Annotated in this window: 15 protein-coding genes; 10 read left to right on the top strand and 5 right to left on the bottom strand. The window is 72.8% G+C overall.

The window, feature by feature from the left end:
• Positions 1 to 543: aldo/keto reductase (locus EF903_RS13120; protein WP_148142515.1), on the bottom strand; the 543-nt coding region annotated here is incomplete at its 3' end.
• 72 nt (positions 544 to 615) lie between these two features.
• Here EF903_RS13120 and EF903_RS13115 point away from each other — a divergent pair.
• From EF903_RS13115 to serA, 6 genes are all read left to right on the top strand, one after another.
• Positions 616 to 1,563 carry a 2-hydroxyacid dehydrogenase gene (locus EF903_RS13115; protein ID WP_125543397.1) on the top strand — a complete coding sequence of 316 codons (948 nt, stop codon included), beginning with the start codon at positions 616 to 618 and terminating at the stop codon, positions 1,561 to 1,563.
• Positions 1,564 to 1,835: 272 nt separating this feature from the next.
• Positions 1,836 to 4,742, top strand: coding sequence for a putative bifunctional diguanylate cyclase/phosphodiesterase (locus EF903_RS13110; protein ID WP_399420744.1), 2,907 nt, complete (start codon positions 1,836 to 1,838; stop codon positions 4,740 to 4,742).
• 204 nt (positions 4,743 to 4,946) lie between these two features.
• Positions 4,947 to 6,833 carry an acetolactate synthase large subunit gene (locus EF903_RS13105; protein ID WP_125543395.1) on the top strand — a complete coding sequence of 629 codons (1,887 nt, stop codon included), beginning with the start codon at positions 4,947 to 4,949 and terminating at the stop codon, positions 6,831 to 6,833.
• 31 nt (positions 6,834 to 6,864) lie between these two features.
• Entirely contained in the window at positions 6,865 to 7,389 is a 525-nt protein-coding gene (gene ilvN, locus EF903_RS13100; RefSeq protein ID WP_125543394.1) for an acetolactate synthase small subunit, read from the top strand.
• Between the two features lie 94 nt (positions 7,390 to 7,483).
• Complete coding sequence (gene ilvC / locus EF903_RS13095) at positions 7,484 to 8,485, top strand: ketol-acid reductoisomerase (protein ID WP_125543393.1); 1,002 nt, start codon at positions 7,484 to 7,486, stop codon at positions 8,483 to 8,485.
• Positions 8,486 to 8,754: 269 nt separating this feature from the next.
• Complete coding sequence (serA, locus tag EF903_RS13090; protein ID WP_125543392.1) at positions 8,755 to 10,347, top strand: phosphoglycerate dehydrogenase; 1,593 nt, start codon at positions 8,755 to 8,757, stop codon at positions 10,345 to 10,347.
• A 218-nt stretch (positions 10,348 to 10,565) separates the two neighbouring features.
• Here the strand turns inward: serA and EF903_RS13085 are convergent, their stop codons facing one another.
• Both EF903_RS13085 and EF903_RS13080 read right to left on the bottom strand, forming a co-directional pair.
• Complete coding sequence (locus EF903_RS13085) at positions 10,566 to 10,784, bottom strand: hypothetical protein (protein WP_125543391.1); 219 nt, start codon at positions 10,782 to 10,784, stop codon at positions 10,566 to 10,568.
• Positions 10,785 to 11,186: 402 nt separating this feature from the next.
• Positions 11,187 to 12,560 carry a helix-turn-helix domain-containing protein gene (locus EF903_RS13080; RefSeq protein ID WP_260615162.1) on the bottom strand — a complete coding sequence of 458 codons (1,374 nt, stop codon included), beginning with the start codon at positions 12,558 to 12,560 and terminating at the stop codon, positions 11,187 to 11,189.
• Between the two features lie 200 nt (positions 12,561 to 12,760).
• Here EF903_RS13080 and EF903_RS13075 point away from each other — a divergent pair, with 200 nt between their 5' ends.
• Together EF903_RS13075 and pruA are read left to right on the top strand one after the other, a co-directional pair.
• Positions 12,761 to 13,687, top strand: coding sequence for a proline dehydrogenase family protein (locus EF903_RS13075; protein ID WP_125543389.1), 927 nt, complete (start codon positions 12,761 to 12,763; stop codon positions 13,685 to 13,687).
• 20 nt (positions 13,688 to 13,707) lie between these two features.
• The gene (gene pruA, locus EF903_RS13070) at positions 13,708 to 15,339 is read left to right on the top strand and encodes an L-glutamate gamma-semialdehyde dehydrogenase (protein ID WP_125543388.1); all 1,632 of its coding nucleotides are present in this window, start codon (positions 13,708 to 13,710) and stop codon (positions 15,337 to 15,339) included.
• Positions 15,340 to 15,427: 88 nt separating this feature from the next.
• On the opposite strand, the gene EF903_RS13065 is transcribed toward pruA, so the two are convergent.
• On the bottom strand, positions 15,428 to 16,129 hold the full coding sequence (locus tag EF903_RS13065; RefSeq protein WP_125543387.1) for a nitroreductase family protein: 702 nt from the start codon (positions 16,127 to 16,129) through the stop codon (positions 15,428 to 15,430).
• Between the two features lie 445 nt (positions 16,130 to 16,574).
• Between EF903_RS13065 and EF903_RS13060 the strand changes: the two genes are divergently transcribed.
• Positions 16,575 to 17,117, top strand: a complete 543-nt coding sequence (locus EF903_RS13060; protein WP_125543386.1) for a GNAT family N-acetyltransferase — start codon at positions 16,575 to 16,577, stop codon at positions 17,115 to 17,117.
• A gap of 22 nt (positions 17,118 to 17,139) precedes the next feature.
• Here the strand turns inward: EF903_RS13060 and EF903_RS13055 are convergent, their stop codons facing one another.
• Positions 17,140 to 18,153: an NADP-dependent oxidoreductase gene (locus tag EF903_RS13055; protein ID WP_125543385.1), complete on the bottom strand. Its 1,014-nt coding sequence runs from the start codon at positions 18,151 to 18,153 to the stop codon at positions 17,140 to 17,142.
• A gap of 102 nt (positions 18,154 to 18,255) precedes the next feature.
• Between EF903_RS13055 and EF903_RS13050 the strand changes: the two genes are divergently transcribed.
• A partial coding sequence (locus EF903_RS13050) for a LysR family transcriptional regulator (RefSeq protein ID WP_185902644.1) occupies positions 18,256 to 18,693 on the top strand: 438 nt, incomplete at its 3' end.

Raw genomic sequence — 18,693 nt, 5'->3', positions numbered from 1 at the left:
CGCGATGGCCGAGCTGGTGGGCGCGGGGAAGGTGCGCGCGCTGGGGTTCTGCGCGCCCGGCCCGGCGCCCGCCCCGAGCGCGCAGAACCCCAGCGCGCGCACCTTCCCCGCGCCCACCAGCTCGGCCATCGCGCCCCAGGTCTCCTCCACCGGGACCTCCGGGTCCACCCGGTGCAGCTGGTAGAGGTCGATGACGTCGGTGCGCAGCCTGCGCAGCGAGGCGTCGCAGGCCCGCCTGAGGTACTCCGGCCGCCCGCACGCCACCACGTGCTGCTCGCCCGCGCGCAGCCCCACCTTGGCGGACACGAACGCCTCCGCCCGCCGCTCGCGCAGCACCCGGCCGAGCAGCAGCTCGTTCGTGAACGGCCCGTACACGTCGGCCGTGTCGAGCAGGGAGCAGCCGAGGTCGAGCGCCGTGTGCACCGCCGCCAGCGACTCGTCGCCGCGCCGCCGCGAGGGCGCGTACGCCCAGCTCATCGGCATGCACCCGAGTCCGACGGCGCCAACCGCCAGCGCCCCCGCCCCGATCGACCTGCGCTCCACCCGTGCGTCCCCCTCCACGTCCGCCAACAACCTAACGGCTTGATCCCGATCCCTTGGCATAGCCTCGTGATCATGACTGCAAAGACCCCGGACGTCTGGCTCCCGTTCCCGGCGGAGGAGGTCGAGGGCCTCCCCGACTGCTTCCGCTACCGGCGCTGGGACGGCGAGGACGCCTTCCCCGCCGATCCGGCCGACTGCGCCTTCTACGTCACCCCGTACATGAAGTCGCCCGAGGTGACCCTGCGGCCGCTCGCCGGCATGCCGGACATCGAGGTCGTGCAGACCCTCACCGCCGGCGTCGACCACGTCCTCGGCGGCCTCGACCGCCTGCCGGCCGGGGTCCGGCTGTGCAACGCCCGCGGGGTGCACGAGGCAAGCACCGCCGAGCTCGCGCTCACCCTCGTCCTCGCCTCGCTGCGCGGCATCCCCCGCATGGTCCGCGGCCAGGACCGCGAGCAGTGGCTCGGCGGCTTCTACTCCGCCCTCGCCGACAAGTCCGTGCTCATCGTCGGCTACGGATCCGTCGGCGCGGCCGTCGAAGACCGGCTCGCGGCATTCGAGTGCGCGCGGATCACGCGCGTCGCGCGCTCGGCGCGCACCACGGCGCGCGGGCCCGTGCACGCCCTCGACGACCTTCCCCGCCTCCTCCCTGACGCCGACGTCGTGATCCTGTGCACCCCGCTCACCGACGCGACCCGCGGCCTCGCGGGCAGGGACTTCCTGGCGCGCATGGCGGACGGAGCCCTGCTGGTGAACGTGGCCCGCGGGCCCGTCGTCGACACCGGGGCCCTGCTCGCCGAGCTGGAGTCGGGCCGGCTGAGCGCGGCCCTCGACGTCACCGACCCCGAACCGCTGCCCGCCGGGCACCCGCTGTGGCACGCTCCCCACGTCCTCATCACGCCGCACGTCGGAGGGAGCAGCTCCGCCTTCGAGCCGCGCGCCAAGCGCCTGGTGGCCCGCCAGCTCGGCCGGTTCGCGGCGGGGGAGCCGCTGGAGAACACCGTGCTGATCACCGGCTGACGCGCCCGTGCGCACGCTCCGCATCCGCACGGATGCGCTCAGTGGCAGCAATTCCCCATATGGTAACTCAGCGTAGAGCATCTATATCGCTGAGTGACGAAAGTGGTGTATCGTCCGGAACAAGGGGCTGCGCCACGAACGTCTGGCGCTGGGGTGATCGGACACTTTGGGGGGCGACGGGCGATGCACGGCCAATGGACCAGGGATCCGCTGCGGCACAGCCGCCGGAAACGACGAAGGGGCACGCCGGAACCGGCCTGCGAGGGGGACCGGTGAACGCCCCGGGCGCGGCCGCGACCGGCCGGCCGCACGCCGGCGGGGGCGGCAGGAGCCTCGCGATGCAGCTGCTCCTCGCGGTGGTCAGCGGCGGCTACGCGGTCGGCGCCGCCCTCGGCTGGGGATCGCAGGACCTCGCCGAGATCATGGGCGACTTCGGCCTCAGCGCCGCCGCCCTGCTCGCGGCCGTCTCCTGCTACGCGTACGCGCGGACGATCGACAGCCGCGAGCGCCCCGCCTGGCTGCTCTTCGCGTTCTCCTCCCTCATGGGAGCCTGCGGGAACGCCGTATGGGGCTGGTACGAGGTCGTCCTCGGCGAGCCCGTGCCCAAGCCGTCGCTGGCCGACTTCGCCTTCCTCTGCTTCGCGCCGCCCGCCATCGTCGGCCTGCTCGTCCTCGCCAAGCGCCCCGTCACGCGGGCCGGCTGGGTGTGCCTCGCGCTCGACTCCTGGCTCATCGGCGGCTCGCTGCTCACCCTCTCCTGGAGCCTCGCCCTCGCCAACGCCGCGCGGACGGCGCAGGAAGGAGTCGCCGGCAGCGTGCCGCGCGCCGCCTTCTCGCTCGCCTACCCCCTGCTCGACATCGCCCTCGTCTCGATGGTGCTCGTCCTGCACTTCCGGCGCTCCGAGGTCAACCGGTCCGCCGTCAACACCGCCATCGCGGCGCTCGCCCTCACCGTGCTGAGCGACGCCCTGTTCACCTCGCCGCTGCTCAGTGCGGGCTACCAGTCCGGCCAGCTGCTCGACGCGGGCTGGTTCGCCGGCTCGCTCCTCCTCGCCTACGCGCCGTGGGGCGCCCGCCGGCTGCCGTCCGGTCCCGCCGGGCGGCCCCCCGACCGACAGGCCAGCCGGCCCATCACCGGCTCGCTGCCCGCGCTGACGCCCTACCTGGCCGCCGCCGTCTGCACCCTGGGGATCCTCTACAACGTCGTCGACGGGCGGAAGGTCGACCGCATGGTCGTCTTCACCGGCTGCACCGTCGTCCTCGCCCTCGTCATCCGCCAGGGCATCATGCTCCTCGACAACATCGCGCTGACGCAGGAGCTGGCGCAGAAGGAGAACCACTTCCGCTCCCTGGTCCAGGGCTCCAGCGACGTCATCATGATCGCCGACCCGACCGGAACGCTCCGCTACGTCAGCCCGGCCGCCGCCGGGGTGTACGGCCGCGAGGCGGAGGAGCTCGTCGGCACCGAGCTCGCCGCCCTGATCCACCCCCACGACCTCGGCCGCGTCGTCCACGAGGTGCGCCGCTTCCTCGCCGCCCCGCCGGCCGAGGAGCCCACCACCCGCATCGAGTGCCGCTTCAAATCGGGCTGCGGCGACTGGCTCAACGTCGAGTCCACCGTCAACCGCCACCAGGGCGGCCTCATCCTCAACAGCCGCGACGTCACCGAGCGGGTCAGGCTCCAGGCCCAGCTCCAGCACAGCGCCGAGCACGACCCGCTCACCGACCTGCCCAACCGGGCCCTGTTCACCCGCCGGGTCCGCCGGGCCCTCACCGGGCGGCGCGCCGGCGACCGCGGCGCCGCGGTCCTCTTCATCGACCTCGACGGCTTCAAGGCCGTCAACGACACCATCGGCCACCAGGCCGGGGACGAGCTGCTCGTCGAGGCCGCGCGCCGCCTCCAGGAGTCGGTGCGCGCCGGGGACACCGCCGCCCGCCTCGGCGGCGACGAGTTCGCCGCACTGATCACCGGCGACGCGGGCCGCGACCGGGGCGCCCGCGAGCAGCAGGTGCGCGAGATCGCGGACCGGCTGCGCGCCACGCTCTCCCAGCCGTACCGGGTCGGCGGGACCGAGGTGAGGGTGGCCGCCAGCATCGGCGTGGCCTTCGCCGAACCGGGGATCACCCCGACCGACCTCATGCGGAACGCGGACCTCGCGATGTACCGGGCGAAGGCGGGCGGCAAGGACCGCGTCGAGCTGTACGCCCCGCAGATGCAGGCCGACGCCGTACGGCGGGCGGAAGCCGCCGGCCGGCTGCGGACGGCGCTGCGCGGCGGCGAGTTCGCCCTGCTGCACCAGCCGGTCGTCTCCCTGGAGACGGGCGAGGTCAGCGCCGTCGCGGCGCAGGCCCGCTGGCGCTCCGGGCAGGGGATCCTCTTCACCCCCGCCGAGTTCCTGCGCGTCGCCGAGCAGGGCGAGGGCGTGCCGGCCGCGGAGGCGGCCGCTGCCGCGCACCGGCCGGACGGGGCGCCCGGCGCCGGGCGGGGCCGGCCCGCGGAGATCGCCCGCTGGCTGCTGGAGCAGGCCGTCCGGGAGGCGGCCGAGCGGCACGCGGCGGGACACGGCGTACCCGTGTGCGTGCGCATGGGCGCCGACCGGCTGCTGGACCGGGCCGGACCGCCCGGCTCCCTGGAGGCGCTGCTGCGCCGCCACGGGCTGCCCCCCGGGGCGCTGGTCGTCGAGCTGGCCGAAAGCGACCCCCGGGTCCCCTTCGACGAGCTGGAGCGCCGCCTGGCCGCCCTGCGCCGGCTCGGCGTCCTGATCGCCCTCGACGGCTTCGGCAGCGGCTACGCCGGCATCGGGGCCCTGCGCCGGCTGCCGGTGGACATCCTCAAGCTGGACCCCGCGCTGGTCGCGGGCGTCGTCGAGTCCTCCCGCCTCCGCAAGATCGCCGCGGGCCTCTTGCGCATCGCAAACGATCTGGGCATGCAGTCCGCCGCCGAGGGCGTCGACCTCCCGGAGCAGGTCCTGGCCCTGCGGTCCATGGGGTGCACACACGCCCAGGGACTGGCCTTTTCCGGCCCGCTCGACGAGTACAGGCTGCGGCGGGCGCTGGTGCGCGGTACGTTCCCAGTACCGGGCGGGGCGGCCGAGCCCGCCCTGGCCGGTGGTGCGTCCGGGGGCGCGATGGCCGTCCGGAGAGGCTCACATAATGAGACGCCCGTCCCACCTACTTGACATCCCCCTCCCGGCGGAGGGAGGGTCTGTGCCATGCGCACCCGAATTCTCGTACTTGGAAAGCGCGTCGGCTGAAGCCGGGACCTGCATGTCCCCGCTCCGTGCACCCGACGCGCTCCCCTCGCTTGCCATCCGGCACGAGGGGTTTTTTGTTGCACTGGCACACCTTCGAACCGTCGTACAACCCTCAGCTTCGAGAAGAGAATGCCGATGACCGAGCAGGCCTCAGGGGCCCAGCATCCGCAGCCGCGGCCCCGATCCGGCGGACAGCAGCCCGCCGCCGTTGAGCACGTCACGGGTGCGCAGTCCCTCATCCGCTCTCTCGAAGAGGTGGGGTGCGACACCGTCTTCGGCATTCCGGGCGGCGCGATCCTCCCGGCGTACGACCCGATGATGGACAGCACCAAGGTCCGCCACATCCTCGTCCGGCACGAGCAGGGCGCCGGCCACGCGGCCACCGGCTACGCGCAGGCCACCGGCAAGGTCGGCGTCTGCATGGCCACCTCCGGCCCCGGCGCCACCAACCTCGTCACCCCGATCGCCGACGCGCACATGGACTCCGTCCCGCTCGTCGCCATCACCGGCCAGGTCTCCTCCAAGGCGATCGGCACCGACGCCTTCCAGGAGGCGGACATCGTCGGCATCACCATGCCGATCACCAAGCACAACTTCCTGGTCACCAAGGCCGAGGACATCCCGAAGACCATCGCCGAGGCCTTCCACATCGCGTCCACCGGCCGCCCGGGCCCCGTCCTCGTCGACATCGCCAAGGACGCCCTCCAGGCCCAGACCGCCTTCTCCTGGCCGCCCGCCCAGGACCTGCCCGGCTACCGCCCGGTCACCAAGCCGCACGCCAAGCAGATCCGCGAGGCCGCCAAGCTGATCTGCCAGGCCAAGCGCCCCGTCCTGTACGTCGGCGGCGGCGTCATGAAGTCCGGTGCGACCGCCGAGCTGAAGGTCCTGGCCGAGCTGTCCGGCGTCCCGGTCACCACCACCCTGATGGCGCTGGGCTCCTTCCCCGACAGCCACCCGCTGCACATCGGCATGCCGGGCATGCACGGCGCGGTCACCGCCGTCACCGCCCTGCAGAAGTCGGACCTGCTGATCGCGCTCGGCACCCGCTTCGACGACCGGGTCACCGGCAAGCTCGACAGCTTCGCGCCCTACGCCAAGGTCATCCACGCCGACATCGACCCGGCCGAGATCGGCAAGAACCGCGAGGTCGACGTCCCGATCGTCGGCGACGCCCGCGAGGTCATCGCCGACCTGATCCAGGCGATCCAGGCCGAGCACAACGACGGCAACGCCGGCGACTACTCCGCGTGGTGGAACGACCTCAACCGCTGGCGCGAGACCTACCCGCTCGGCTACGACACCCCCGACGACGGCATGCTCTCGCCGCAGCAGGTCATCCAGCGCATCGGCGAACTCGCCCCGCCGCACACCGTCTTCGCGGCCGGCGTCGGCCAGCACCAGATGTGGGCCTCGCACTTCATCCAGTACGAGGAGCCCCGCACCTGGCTCAACTCCGGCGGCGCCGGGACCATGGGCTACGCGGTCCCCGCCGCGATGGGCGCCAAGGTCGGCGCCCCGGACCGCACGGTCTGGGCGATCGACGGCGACGGCTGCTTCCAGATGACCAATCAGGAACTGGTCACCTGCGCCCTGAACAACATCCCGATCAAGGTCGCGATCATCAACAACGGTGCGCTGGGCATGGTCCGCCAGTGGCAGACCCTCTTCTACAACCAGCGGTACTCCAACACCGTGCTGCACGCCGACGAAACCGGCCACGACACCGTCGGCTCCCAGCTCGGCGAGTCGACCGCGCCCCGCAAGGGCACCCGCGTCCCGGACTTCGTCAAGCTGTCCGAGGCGATGGGCTGCGTGGCGCTGCGCTGCGAGGACCCGGCCGACCTCGACAAGGTCATCGCCGAGGCCAACGCGATCGACGACCGCCCCGTCGTCATCGACTTCATCGTCCACGAGGACGCCATGGTGTGGCCGATGGTCGCCGCCGGCACCTCCAACGACGAGGTCATGGCCGCCCGGGGCGTCCGTCCCGACTTCGGCGACAGCGAAGACGACTGAGCCGGAAGAGCCGAGAGAGAGAACGCCCCACATGTCCAAGCACACGCTCTCCGTCCTGGTCGAGAACACCCCCGGCATCCTGGCCCGGATCGCCGCCCTGTTCTCCCGCCGCGGTTTCAACATCGACTCCCTCGCGGTCGGCGTCACCGAGCACCCCGACATCTCCCGCATCACGATCGTCGTGAACGTCGAGGACCTCCCGCTGGAGCAGGTCACCAAGCAGCTGAACAAGCTGGTCAACGTGCTCAAGATCGTCGAGCTGGAGCCGTCCCACGCCATCGAGCGCGAACTCGTCCTGGTGAAGGTCCGCGCCGACAACGAGACCCGCTCGCAGATCATCGAGATCGTGCAGCTCTTCCGCGCCAAGACCGTCGACGTCTCCCCGGAGGCCGTCACCATCGAGGCCACCGGCGGCGCCGACAAGCTCGGGGCCATGCTGAAGATGCTGGAGCCGTTCGGCATCAAGGAGCTCGTCCAGTCCGGCACGATCGCCATCGGGCGCGGCGGACGGTCCATCACGGACCGCAGCCTGCGCGCGCTCGAGCGCAGCGCCTGACCCTTTTGGCTCTCGCATCGCGAGACCAGGAAACTTCGTCCACGTTCCCCGCCGTACGGTGGGAGCAACACCAGCGCACCAAGGAGATATCCCAGTGGCCGAGCTGTTCTACGAGAACGACGCCGACCTGTCCATCATCCAGGGCCGCAAGGTCGCGGTCATCGGCTACGGCAGCCAGGGCCACGCCCACGCGCTGTCGCTGCGTGACTCCGGCGTCGACGTCGTCGTCGGCCTGAAGGAGGGCTCCAAGTCCAAGGCCAAGGCCGAGGAGCAGGGGCTGAAGGTCCTGCCGGTGGCCGAGGCCGCCGAGTGGGCGAACGTCATCATGATCCTGGCGCCGGACCCGCTGCAGGCCGAGATCTACGAGGAGTCCGTCAAGGACCACCTGAAGGAGGGCGACGCGCTCTTCTTCGGCCACGGCTTCAACGTCCGCTACGGCTTCATCAAGCCCCCGTCCAACGTGGACGTCGCCCTCGTCGCCCCGAAGGGCCCGGGCCACCTGGTGCGCCGCCAGTACGAGGAGGGCCGCGGCGTCCCGTGCATCGCCGCCGTCGAGCAGGACGCCACCGGCAAGGCCTTCGACCTCGCGCTCTCCTACGCGGCCGGCATCGGCGGCACCCGCGCCGGCGTCATCAAGACCACCTTCAAGGAGGAGACGGAGACCGACCTGTTCGGTGAGCAGGCCGTCCTCTGCGGTGGCGCCTCCGCCCTGGTCAAGGCCGGTTTCGAGACCCTGACCGAGGCCGGCTACCAGCCGGAGATCGCCTACTTCGAGTGCCTGCACGAGCTGAAGCTCATCGTGGACCTCATGTACGAGGGCGGCCTGGAGAAGATGCGCTGGTCGGTCTCCGAGACCGCCGAGTGGGGCGACTACGTCACCGGCCCCCGCATCATCACCGACGCCACCAAGGCCGAGATGAAGAAGGTCCTCGCCGAGATCCAGAGCGGCGAGTTCGCCAACACCTGGATGGCCGAGTACAAGGCCGGCCTGCCGAAGTACAACGAGTACAAGAAGGCCGACGAGGAGCACCTGCTGGAGACCACCGGCAAGAAGCTGCGCAAGCTGATGAGCTGGGTCGACAGCGAAGAGAACTGAACCGCGGCGGGGCCGGGGCGCACACCGCCCCGGCCCCGCGCCGCACCCCGGGCAGCCGGGAGCGCACCTCCGGCGGTGTGGCTTGTCCACCCCGGCCAACCCCGGACGGGTGATCCTTACGGACAGGCGGAAACCGGTCCCGGATCCGCCACTACACTGCTCAACACAACGCGTCAGGCCCACAGTGTCGTGCGTCTTCCACGCGGCTAGCCCCTCCACCGCCTGCGGCCGTCGGGACGGCCGTCCGCACTGGACTTGTGAGGACCCACGTGAGCTCGAAACCTGTCGTACTCATTGCCGAAGAGCTGTCGCCCGCCACCGTCGAGGCGCTCGGCCCGGACTTCGAGATCCGGCACTGCAACGGCGCCGACCGCGCCGAGCTGATCCCCGCCATCGCCGACGTCGACGCCGTCCTGGTGCGCTCGGCGACGAAGGTCGACGCGGAGGCCATCGCCGCCGCCCGCAAGCTGAAGGTCGTCGCCCGCGCCGGAGTCGGCCTCGACAACGTCGACGTCTCCGCCGCCACGAAGGCCGGCGTGATGGTCGTGAACGCGCCCACCTCCAACATCGTCACCGCCGCCGAGCTCGCCTGCGGCCTGCTGATCGCCACCGCCCGCCACATCCCGCAGGCCAACACGGCCCTGAAGAACGGCGAGTGGAAGCGCAGCAAGTACACCGGCGTCGAGCTCAGCGAGAAGACCCTCGGCGTCGTCGGCCTCGGCCGGATCGGCGTGCTCGTCGCCCAGCGGATGTCCGCCTTCGGCATGAAGGTCGTCGCCTACGACCCCTACGTGCAGCCCGCGCGCGCCGCCCAGATGGGCGTCAAGATGCTCGCGCTGGACGAGCTGCTGGAGGTCGCCGACTTCATCACCGTCCACCTGCCGAAGACGCCGGAGACGATCGGCCTCATCGGCGACGAGGCCCTGCACAAGGTGAAGCCGTCGGTCCGCATCGTCAACGCGGCGCGCGGCGGCATCGTGGACGAGGCCGCTCTGTACTCCGCGCTCAAGGAGGGCCGCGTCGCCGGCGCCGGCCTCGACGTCTACGCGAAGGAGCCCTGCACGGACTCCCCGCTCTTCGAGCTCGACCAGGTCGTCTGCACCCCCCACCTCGGCGCGTCCACGGACGAGGCACAGGAGAAGGCCGGCATCGCCGTCGCCAAGTCGGTGCGCCTCGCCCTGGCCGGCGAGCTCGTACCGGACGCGGTCAACGTCCAGGGCGGCGTGATCGCCGAGGACGTCCGCCCGGGCCTGCCGCTCGCCGAGAAGCTCGGCCGGATCTTCACCGCGCTCGCGGGCGAGGTGGCGGTCCGCCTCGACGTCGAGGTCTGCGGCGAGATCACCCAGCACGACGTGAAGGTGCTGGAGCTCTCCGCCCTCAAGGGCGTCTTCGAGGACGTCGTCGACGAGACGGTCTCCTACGTCAACGCCCCGCTGTTCGCGCAGGAGCGCGGCGTCGAGGTCCGCCTGACGACCAGCTCGGAGTCCCCGGACCACCGCAACGTGGTGACCGTCCGCGGCACCCTGTCGGACGGGCAGGAGGTGGCGGTCTCCGGCACCCTCGCCGGCCCCAAGCACCTCCAGAAGATCGTCGGCGTCGGCGAGTACGACGTGGACCTGGCGCTCGCCGACCACATGGTCGTGCTGCGCTACACCGACCGGCCCGGCGTCGTCGGCACCGTCGGCCGGATCCTCGGCGAGGGCGGCCTGAACATCGCGGGCATGCAGGTGGCGCGTGCGGAGGAGCACGGCGAGGCGCTCGCCGTCCTCACCGTGGACGACACCGTTCCGGCGGCCGTGCTGGCCGACATCGCGGAGGCGATCGGCGCGACGTCGGCCCGCACGGTGAACCTGGCCGACTGACCCCGTACGCCGCCCGAGGGGCCCGGGGAGCAGGGGCGAATCCCAAGAGGTCGTTGCAACACGTGATCATCGGCGTGTCGTGGCGAAGAGTTCAGACAGGCGCTCGGCTGGGGTTTCCCAGCCGAGTCAGCCGAGGGAAAGCGCTCGCGAGGGAGTCGCCCCGCAACCTGTGGCTGCGGGGCGACGATCCACTTTCGCAACGGGCCTGTGAGGGGGGTTCAGTCGACCGTCTGCCCGTCGTACATACCGCCCCTGCAGGTCGGAAGCACGGGCGTCGACCGATCGATCGTGCCGCCGTTGTCCGTGCACTCACCCGGGGTGACGCTGGCCGGGGCGACGCTGCCGGCGGCGGTGGCCGCGGTGGCAGCGCCTGTGAGGCCGAGTCCGGCGAGGGCTGCCGTGGCGAAGGCTGCGGCGAGGATTCGTCGAATGCGCATGTGGTACGCCTTTCACAGATTGCCTCGGTTGGGGCACTAGCCAGCTTGATCTTCACCCATGCGGGTGGCACGTCACGTTGGGCCGTTCGGGTGACAGCGGGTCGGACGCGGGGTCGGTGACGCGACCCGTCAGAGCGGATGGACGCCCGTGCCGCATCCGTGCCGCCAGAGGTCGTTCGCGCTGGTCGGCGCCAACCCCCTCCGTGACGGCCCGGTGATTCCCACACTCGGAGCGCGGGTCCGATTTCCGTCACCCGCTCCACGGCGAAGGCCCGGCTCAGGCGAATCCCAGGGGTCGTTGCAACACGTGATCACCGACGTGTGGTGGCGAGGAGTTGCGACGACCACCGGAACCCAAGCAGTCTCCGGACCCTTCGCGCACGCCGCGCGCAGCACCGGCCGTCAGGCGTGCAGCCGGGCCGCTTTCAGGGCCATGTGGAGGAGCAGGCGGTCCTCGCCCTCGTCGAGGTCGAGCCCGGTCAGCTGCTCCACCCGGGCCAGCCGGTAGTACAGGGTCTGGCGGTGGATGCCCAGGGCCGCCGCCGCCCGGCCCGCCTGGCCCGCGCAGTCCAGGAACACCTCCGCCGTCCGGGCCAGTTCCCGCTGGGCCGGGCCGAGCAGGGGGCGGGCCGCCGGGTCGTCCGCCGGGGCCGCGGAGGCGAGCGCCGACAGCATCCGGTACGGGCCGATCGACGACCAGCGGGCCACCGGGCCGAGCCGCGGCTGCGCGGCCGCCGCCCGGGCAGCCGCCGAGGCCTGCGCCCAGGCGTCCGCGAGTCCGGCGAGACCCCGGCCCGGCTCCGCGATCCCCGCGGCCGGGCCGCCGGGCGCGACCGCCACCGCCGCGCCTGCCCCCGCCGTCCGCGCCGCCGCGCCGCCCGCCGGGCGGGCCGCGCCGGACACCGCCGCCGCCGTACGGGCCGCCCCGGCTGCCGAGCCCCCCGTCGCCGTACGGGCCGTCCCGGCCGCCGCGCCCGGCGCCGTACGCGCCGCCGCGCTGCCGGACCCGGGGCCGAGCAGGCGGGACGCCACCGCCTCCGCCGGGCCGAGGGCGTCCGCCGCGCGGAGTCTGACCAGCAGCGCCAGTGCCCGACCGGGGGCGGTGGCGCCCGGCGCCACCGGAGCGTCCGGGGCGGCGGCGTCCGCGTCCGGGCCGCGGCCCGGAACCACGCACACCGCAGCGGCGCCGGGCACGGTCGCCGGAGGCTCCCCGGTCCAAGGGGCCACGCACACCACCGCGTGCAGCTCGTCCGCGGCGGCCGGGCCGAGCGCCGCACGGAGCGCCGAGACGGCCATGTCCTGCTGCCAGCCGCGGCCCGCGGTCAGCACCGCGCGGAACTCCCGTGACAGGTCGGCGCCCGCCTTGGCCTCCTCGGCGAGGAGGACGCCGATCCGGTCCGCCACCTCCATGGCGGCGGCCAGCGCGTCCGGCGCCGGGCCCGGCTCCCGGTCCAGCAGCCACACGTATCCCTGGACGATCCCGCGGTAGCGCACCGGCAGGCAGATCCGGCCCCGGAAGACGCCCGCCTCCGGCGCCGCCGGGATCCGGACGGGGCCGGTGGCGCGGGCGATGCCGAAGCCCTCGAACCAGGACCGGACGGCCGCCGTCGAACCGCGGGTCAGGATCGACCGGGTCCGCACCGGGTCCATGGCGAGGTCGTCGTCGCTGTCGTGCGCGCCGAAGGCGATCAGGCGGAAGTCCCGGTTCTCCAGTGTCGCGGGGGCGCCGAGCAGTGTGGAGATCTCGTCCACCAGGTCCTGGTAATCGCCTTTCACCCGGCCATTCTCCCACCCGCAAACCCGTCTTTCAGACAGGTGTATGAGATCGCGGACACGGATGCGTGACAGCTGTCGATGGCAGAGGATCCGGTCCATCCTTAGGTTTCACGGTGGTTTCACTTGCGTTTTCCCTGCGGTCCCCGCCCACCCCCCGCGGGGGGTCCGTGACTGCTTCTGCCACCCGTTGGAGGTGCCCCGTGCTGGGTCCCGCGATCCTCGCCGCCTCGCGCAGCGACAAGATGCGCCGAATCGTCTCTGCCGCCCCGGTGACCAAGCCCGTGGTGAACCGCTTCATCCCCGGCGAGACGGTCGACCAGGTCATCCCGATCGTCGAGGACCTCGCCCGCAAGGGCCTCGAGGTGACCCTGGACGTGGTCGGCGAGGACATCACGACGGTGGAGCAGTCGTACGCCGCCCGCGACGCCTACCTGGAGCTCATCGGCCGCCTGAAGGACCTCGGCCTGGGCGAGAGGGCCGAGATGTCGGTGAAGCTGTCGATGTTCGGCCAGGCGCTGGAGGGCGGCCACGAGCTCGCCCTCGCCAACGTCCGCCCGGTCGTCGAGGCCGCCGCCGCGATCGGCACCACGGTCACCCTCGACGCCGAGGACCACACCACCCTCGACTCGATGTTCGCCATCCACGAGGAGCTGCGGAAGGACTTCCCGCAGACCGGGTGCGTCATCCAGGCGTACCTCTTCCGCACCGAGGCCGACGCCCGCCGCCTCGCCGACGCCGGCAGCCGGGTCCGCATCGTGAAGGGCGCCTACAAGGAGCCCGCCGAGGTCGCCTACCAGGACAAGGGCGAGATCGACAAGGCGTACGTCCGCATCCTGAAGACGCTGATGGAGGGCAAGGGCTACCCGATGATCGGGTCCCACGACCCCCGCCTGATCGCCATCGGGCAGGAGCTGGCCCGCCAGGCCGGCCGCAAGCCGGACGAGTACGAGTTCCAGATGCTGTACGGCATCCGCAGCGAGGAGCACCTGCGGCTCGCCGCCGAGGGCCACCGCATGCGGGTCTACACCGCGTACGGGACCGACTGGTACGGCTACTTCATGCGCCGCCTCGCCGAGAAGCCCGCGAACCTGCTCTTCTTCCTCCGCTCGATGATCACCAAGAACTAGGTCAAGGAGTTTTCAGACCCATGGATGCTGTGACCCAGGTCCCCGCCCCGGTCAACGAGCCGGTCCACTCGTACGCTCCCGGCAGCCCCGAGCGCGCGCGGCTCGAGGAGCAGCTGAAGCTGCTCTCCGAGAACCCGATCGAGCTGCCGATGACGATCAACGGCGTCAAGCGGATGGGCGGCGGAGAGCGCTTCGACGTGGTCCAGCCGCACGACCACAAGTCGGTGATCGGCACCTACGCCAACGCCACCGCGGCCGACGCGCAGGACGCCGTCGACGCCGCCCTGGCCGCCGCCCCGGCGTGGCGCGCCATGTCCTTCGACGACCGCGCCGCGATCATCCTGCGCGCCGCCGAGCTGCTGGCCGGCCCGTGGCGCGAGAAGCTGGCCGCCTCCACCATGCTCGGCCAGTCCAAGACCGCCCAGCAGGCCGAGATCGACACCCCCTGCGAGCTCGTCGACTTCTGGCGCTTCAACGTCCACTTCGCCCGCCAGATCCTGGCCGAGCAGCCGGTCGCGAACTCCGCCGGCGTGTGGAACCGCAGCGACCACCGCCCGCTGGAGGGCTTCGTCTACGCGATCACGCCGTTCAACTTCACGGCGATCGCCGGCAACCTGCCGACCGCCCCCGCCCTGATGGGCAACGTGGTCGTCTGGAAGCCGTCCCCGACGCAGACGCACTCCGCCGTCCTGCTGATGGAGCTCCTGGAGGAGGCCGGCCTCCCCAAGGGCGTCATCAACCTCGTCACCGGCGACGGCATCGCCGTCTCCGAGGTGGCCCTGAACCACCCCGAGCTCGCCGGCATCCACTTCACCGGCTCGACCAAGACCTTCCAGTACCTGTGGAAGACGGTCGGCAACAACATCGAGAAGTACCGCTCCTACCCGCGCCTGGTCGGCGAGACCGGCGGCAAGGACTTCGTCGTCGCGCACCCCTCCGCGGACCGCGCCGTCCTGAAGACCGCCCTGACCCGCGGATCCTTCGAGTTCCAGGGCCAGAAGTGCTCGGCGTCCTCCCGCGCCTACATCCCGGCGTCCATCTGGAACGACGGCTTCAAGGAGCAGTTCGCGGCAGAGGTCGACGGCATCGCCATGGGCGACGTCCGCGACCTGTCGAACTTCATCGGCGCCGTCATCGACGAGCGCTCCTTCGCGAAGAACAAGGCCGCGATCGACCGCGCCAAGGCCGACCCGACCTGCACGATCGTCGCGGGCGGCACCTACGACGACTCCGAGGGCTACTTCGTCCGCCCGACGGTCATCGAGTGCACCGACCCGGAGAACGAGGTCTTCACGACCGAGTACTTCGGCCCCATCCTCGCCGTCCACGTCTACGAGGACGACAAGTTCGACGAGATGCTGGAGCAGATGGAGTCGGTCTCCGCCTACGCGCTGACCGGCTCGGTCATCGCCGGCGACCGCTACGCCGCCGCCCACGCGATGGACAAGCTCCGCTTCGCCGCGGGCAACTTCTACATCAACGACAAGTCGACCGGCGCCGTCGTCGGCCAGCAGCCCTTCGGCGGCGGCCGCGCCTCCGGCACCAACGACAAGGCCGGCGCCGCCAGCAACCTCCAGCGCTGGGTCTCGACCCGCTCCATCAAGGAGACGCTGGTCCCGCCGACCGAGTACGGCTACCCGCACATGGGCTGATCCCGGCCCCGCGCGACCCCGCCCCCGCTCCGGTACCCCCAAGTCCGGAGCGGGGGCGGTCTCCGTTCCGGGGCCGCGGCCGCGCGGCTCAGACCTCCACCAGCACCTGCTCCAGCGTCTTGCGGACCAGGTCCGGGACCTCGCAGTCGTCGGCCGGGTAGCCGACCGGGACCACGGCGAACGCCTTCTCGTTCTCCGGCCGGCCCAGCACGTGCGCGAGGAACCGCATCGGGCTCGGGGTGTGCACCAGCGCGGCCAGGCCGGACAGGTGCAGCGCGGTCAGCAGCATGCCGACGGCGATGCCGACCGACTCGTCCACGTAGTAGTGCTTGCGCCTGCTGCCGTCCTCGCCGAGCCAGTAGCGCTGCTGGAAGACGACGATCAGGGCGGGGGCGTCCGTCAGGTGCGCCTTGACGGCGTCCGTGCCGAGCGGGCGCAGCGCGGCAAGCCACTCGTCGCCGAGCCGGCCCTCGTACGACAACTGCTCCTCCTGCTCGGCGGCGGCCCGGATCTGCCGGCGCACCTCCGGGTCCTTGACCAGGACGAAGGTCCACGGCTGCTGGTGGGCCCCGGACGGTGCGGTCGCCGCGCAGGCGATGGCGTCGCGGACGGCCTGCTCGGGCACCGGGTCGGTCGAGAAGGCGCGGACGGTGCGCCGCTGCCCCATGCGCTCGCGCAGCTGCGCGGCGCTCTCCAGGGTCCGGCCGGCCGGCATCCGCTCGGGCCGGTGGGCGACGGGACGGTACGGCTCCCCGTGCGTGGGGGTCCACTGCTGGGCGGTAGGTGACATGCGGCGAGTGTGCCGAGCGGGGCCCGAGCGGGCCAGAGCCGCCTCCCCGGGGTTTGTCCCGTTCTGCGGGGACGGGGCGGGAATGGCAGCGGCGAGCACCAGCCGATTCCCCGGAGGGTGGTCCGGCTCCGGCGCGCCGGTGGTCCGGGGCCGCCCCGGCGCCCGCCCGGCCGGCCCGGGCAGCGCGCCGGCCCGGCCGGGCGGGGCGTGCGGGCCCCGCCGACCTGCCGGGACCGGCCCGTACGGACCCGGCAGGTCGCGCGGCCCGGGGGGTGCGGAGCCGTACGGGTGCACCCGCGGGGCCGGGGGGTCCGTACGGACGGCGGGCGGCCGCGGGTTCCGCATACCGGATGGTCCGCCTGTTTCCGGCCCTTTCCGGCGGGGCCCGGCGGCCGGTTCGCGCCGGCCCGGCGGTGGCCGGACGCCCGCGCGGCACACTGGGGGCATGACCGGCACCCGCACGCGCCTCGCGCACACCTCGCAGCTGGAGGCCGCGGAGCTCTCCGCCGTACGGAGCCTCCTCGACGGCGCCTTCGACGGCGACTTCGGCGAGGAGGACTTCGAGCACGCCCTCGGAGGCATGCACGCCCTGGTGCACCGCGGCGGGGAACTCCTCGCGCACGGCAGCGTCGTCCAGCGGCGGGTCGTCCACGCGGGCCGCGCCCTGCGCTGCGGGTACGTCGAGGCCGTCGGGGTCCGGGCGGACGCGCGGCGTCGCGGACTCGGCGGCGCCGTGATGGCCGCCCTGGAGGACGTGATCGGCCGGGCCTACGTGCTCGGCGCGCTCTCCGCTTCCGACGAGGGCGCCGCCCTGTACGGGGGCCGCGGCTGGTCGGTGTGGAACGGCCGGATCGGCGCCCTGTCGCCCGGCGGCCCGGTCCGCCTGCCGGAGGAGGAGGGCTCGACGTACGTGTGGGCGCCGGACGGGGCGCTGCCCGCGCCCGCCGAGGGCCTGTGGTTCGACTGGCGCGACGGCGACGTCTTGTAACCCCCCGGCCCCGCCCGCCCGTTCAGCCGGGCAGGCGGACCAGCATCTTGCCGGTGTTGTCGCCGCGCAGGACGCCGAGGAACGCCTCCACCGTGCGGTCGATCCCCTCCACGACGGTCGTGTCGGTGCCCACGCGCCCGCTGCGCAGGTGCGGGACGAGGAAGTCCTCCAGCTCCTCCTGGAGGTCCGTGTGGTGGCGGACCAGGACCCCCTCCAGGCGCAGCGACTTGTGCACCACCTCGAAGAGGTTGCGCGGCGCGGCCGGCGAGCGGTCGCCGTTGTACGTCGAGACGGCGCCGACCCAGGCGATCCGGCCGAATTCCCGCAGCGCGCCGATGGCCCCCTCCAGGTGGTCCCCGCCGACGTTGTCCACGTACACGTCGATGCCGTCCGGCGCCGCCTGCGCGAGCAGCTCGCCGACCGGGCCGTCGTGGTAGTCGAACGCCGCGTCGAAGCCGAGGACGCCGGTGAGGTGGCGCACCTTCGCCGGGGTGCCGGCGCTGCCGATGATCCGGCGGGCGCCCAGCAGCCGGGCGAGGTGCCCGACGGCGGTGCCGACCCCGCCGGCCGCGGCCGACACGTACAGGTCCTCGCCCTCGCGCAGGCCCGCGGTCCTGGTCAGCGCGGCGTACGCGGTCAGACCGGTGCCGCCGAGGATGCCGAGGTGGGCCTCCAGCGGGACGCCCTCGTGGCGGCGGATCCTGCGCGTGCCGTCCTCGCCGAGCGCCACCAGCGCGTGGGTGCGCCAGCCCTGCCGGTGGAAGACGAGGTCGCCCTCGGCGAGGCCCGGGGCGCGGGAGGCGACCACCCGGCCCACGGCGCGGCCCTCCAGCGGGGCGCCGAGCGCGAAACCGCCCTCGCCGCCGTCCATCATCCCGCGGTGGTAGGGGTCCACGGACAGCAGGAGGTTCCGTACCAGGGCCGTCCCCGGGGCCGGCTCCGGCACCGGCATGCGGGCCAGGGCGAAGTCGGAGGCGGAGGGGAAGCCGGAGGGGCGGGCGGTCTGGTGCACGGCGTACGCGGTGTTCTCGCTCATGCCGAGGACGCTACGAAGGAATCCCCGGGCCGGGCAGGGAGTTGGGTTCATGGAAGCACCCGCCCCATGAACACCACTCATACCCCGAGGTGGAAGCCGCCCATGGCAGCCCGTCAGGCCGAACTCGCCCCGCACGAACTGCGGATCCTCCTCGCCGTCGCCGAGGCCGGCGGCTTCTCCGCCGCCGCGGCTCGGCTCGGCCTGACCCAGTCCGCGGTCTCCCACTCGGTGCGGGGCAGCGAGGCCAAGGTCGGCGCCGTCCTCTTCGAGCGCGGGCGGACCGGAGCCGTGCCCACCGCGGCGGGGGAGCGGGCGGCGGCCCTCGCCCGGCGGATCCTGCGGCTGTACGAGGTCCTCGGGGACGAGGTCCGCGCGGCCGCGGCCGACGGCTGCGGTGGCGGCGGAGCACTGCGGGGCGTGCTGCGCATCGCCGCGTTCCGCAGTGCCGCCCTGCACCTGCTGCCGCCGGCGCTGGAGCGGCTCGCCGCCCGGCACCCCGGGATCCGCGCGGAGGTGCGCGTGGTGCGGGAGGTGGGGGAG

The sequence above is a fragment of the Streptomyces sp. WAC05292 genome (assembly GCF_003949955.1).
GTDB classification, from domain to species: Bacteria; Actinomycetota; Actinomycetes; order Streptomycetales; family Streptomycetaceae; genus Streptomyces; species Streptomyces globosus.
The sequence above is the reverse complement of the archived record's forward strand: the minus strand, read 5'-3'. Positions and strand labels throughout refer to the sequence as shown.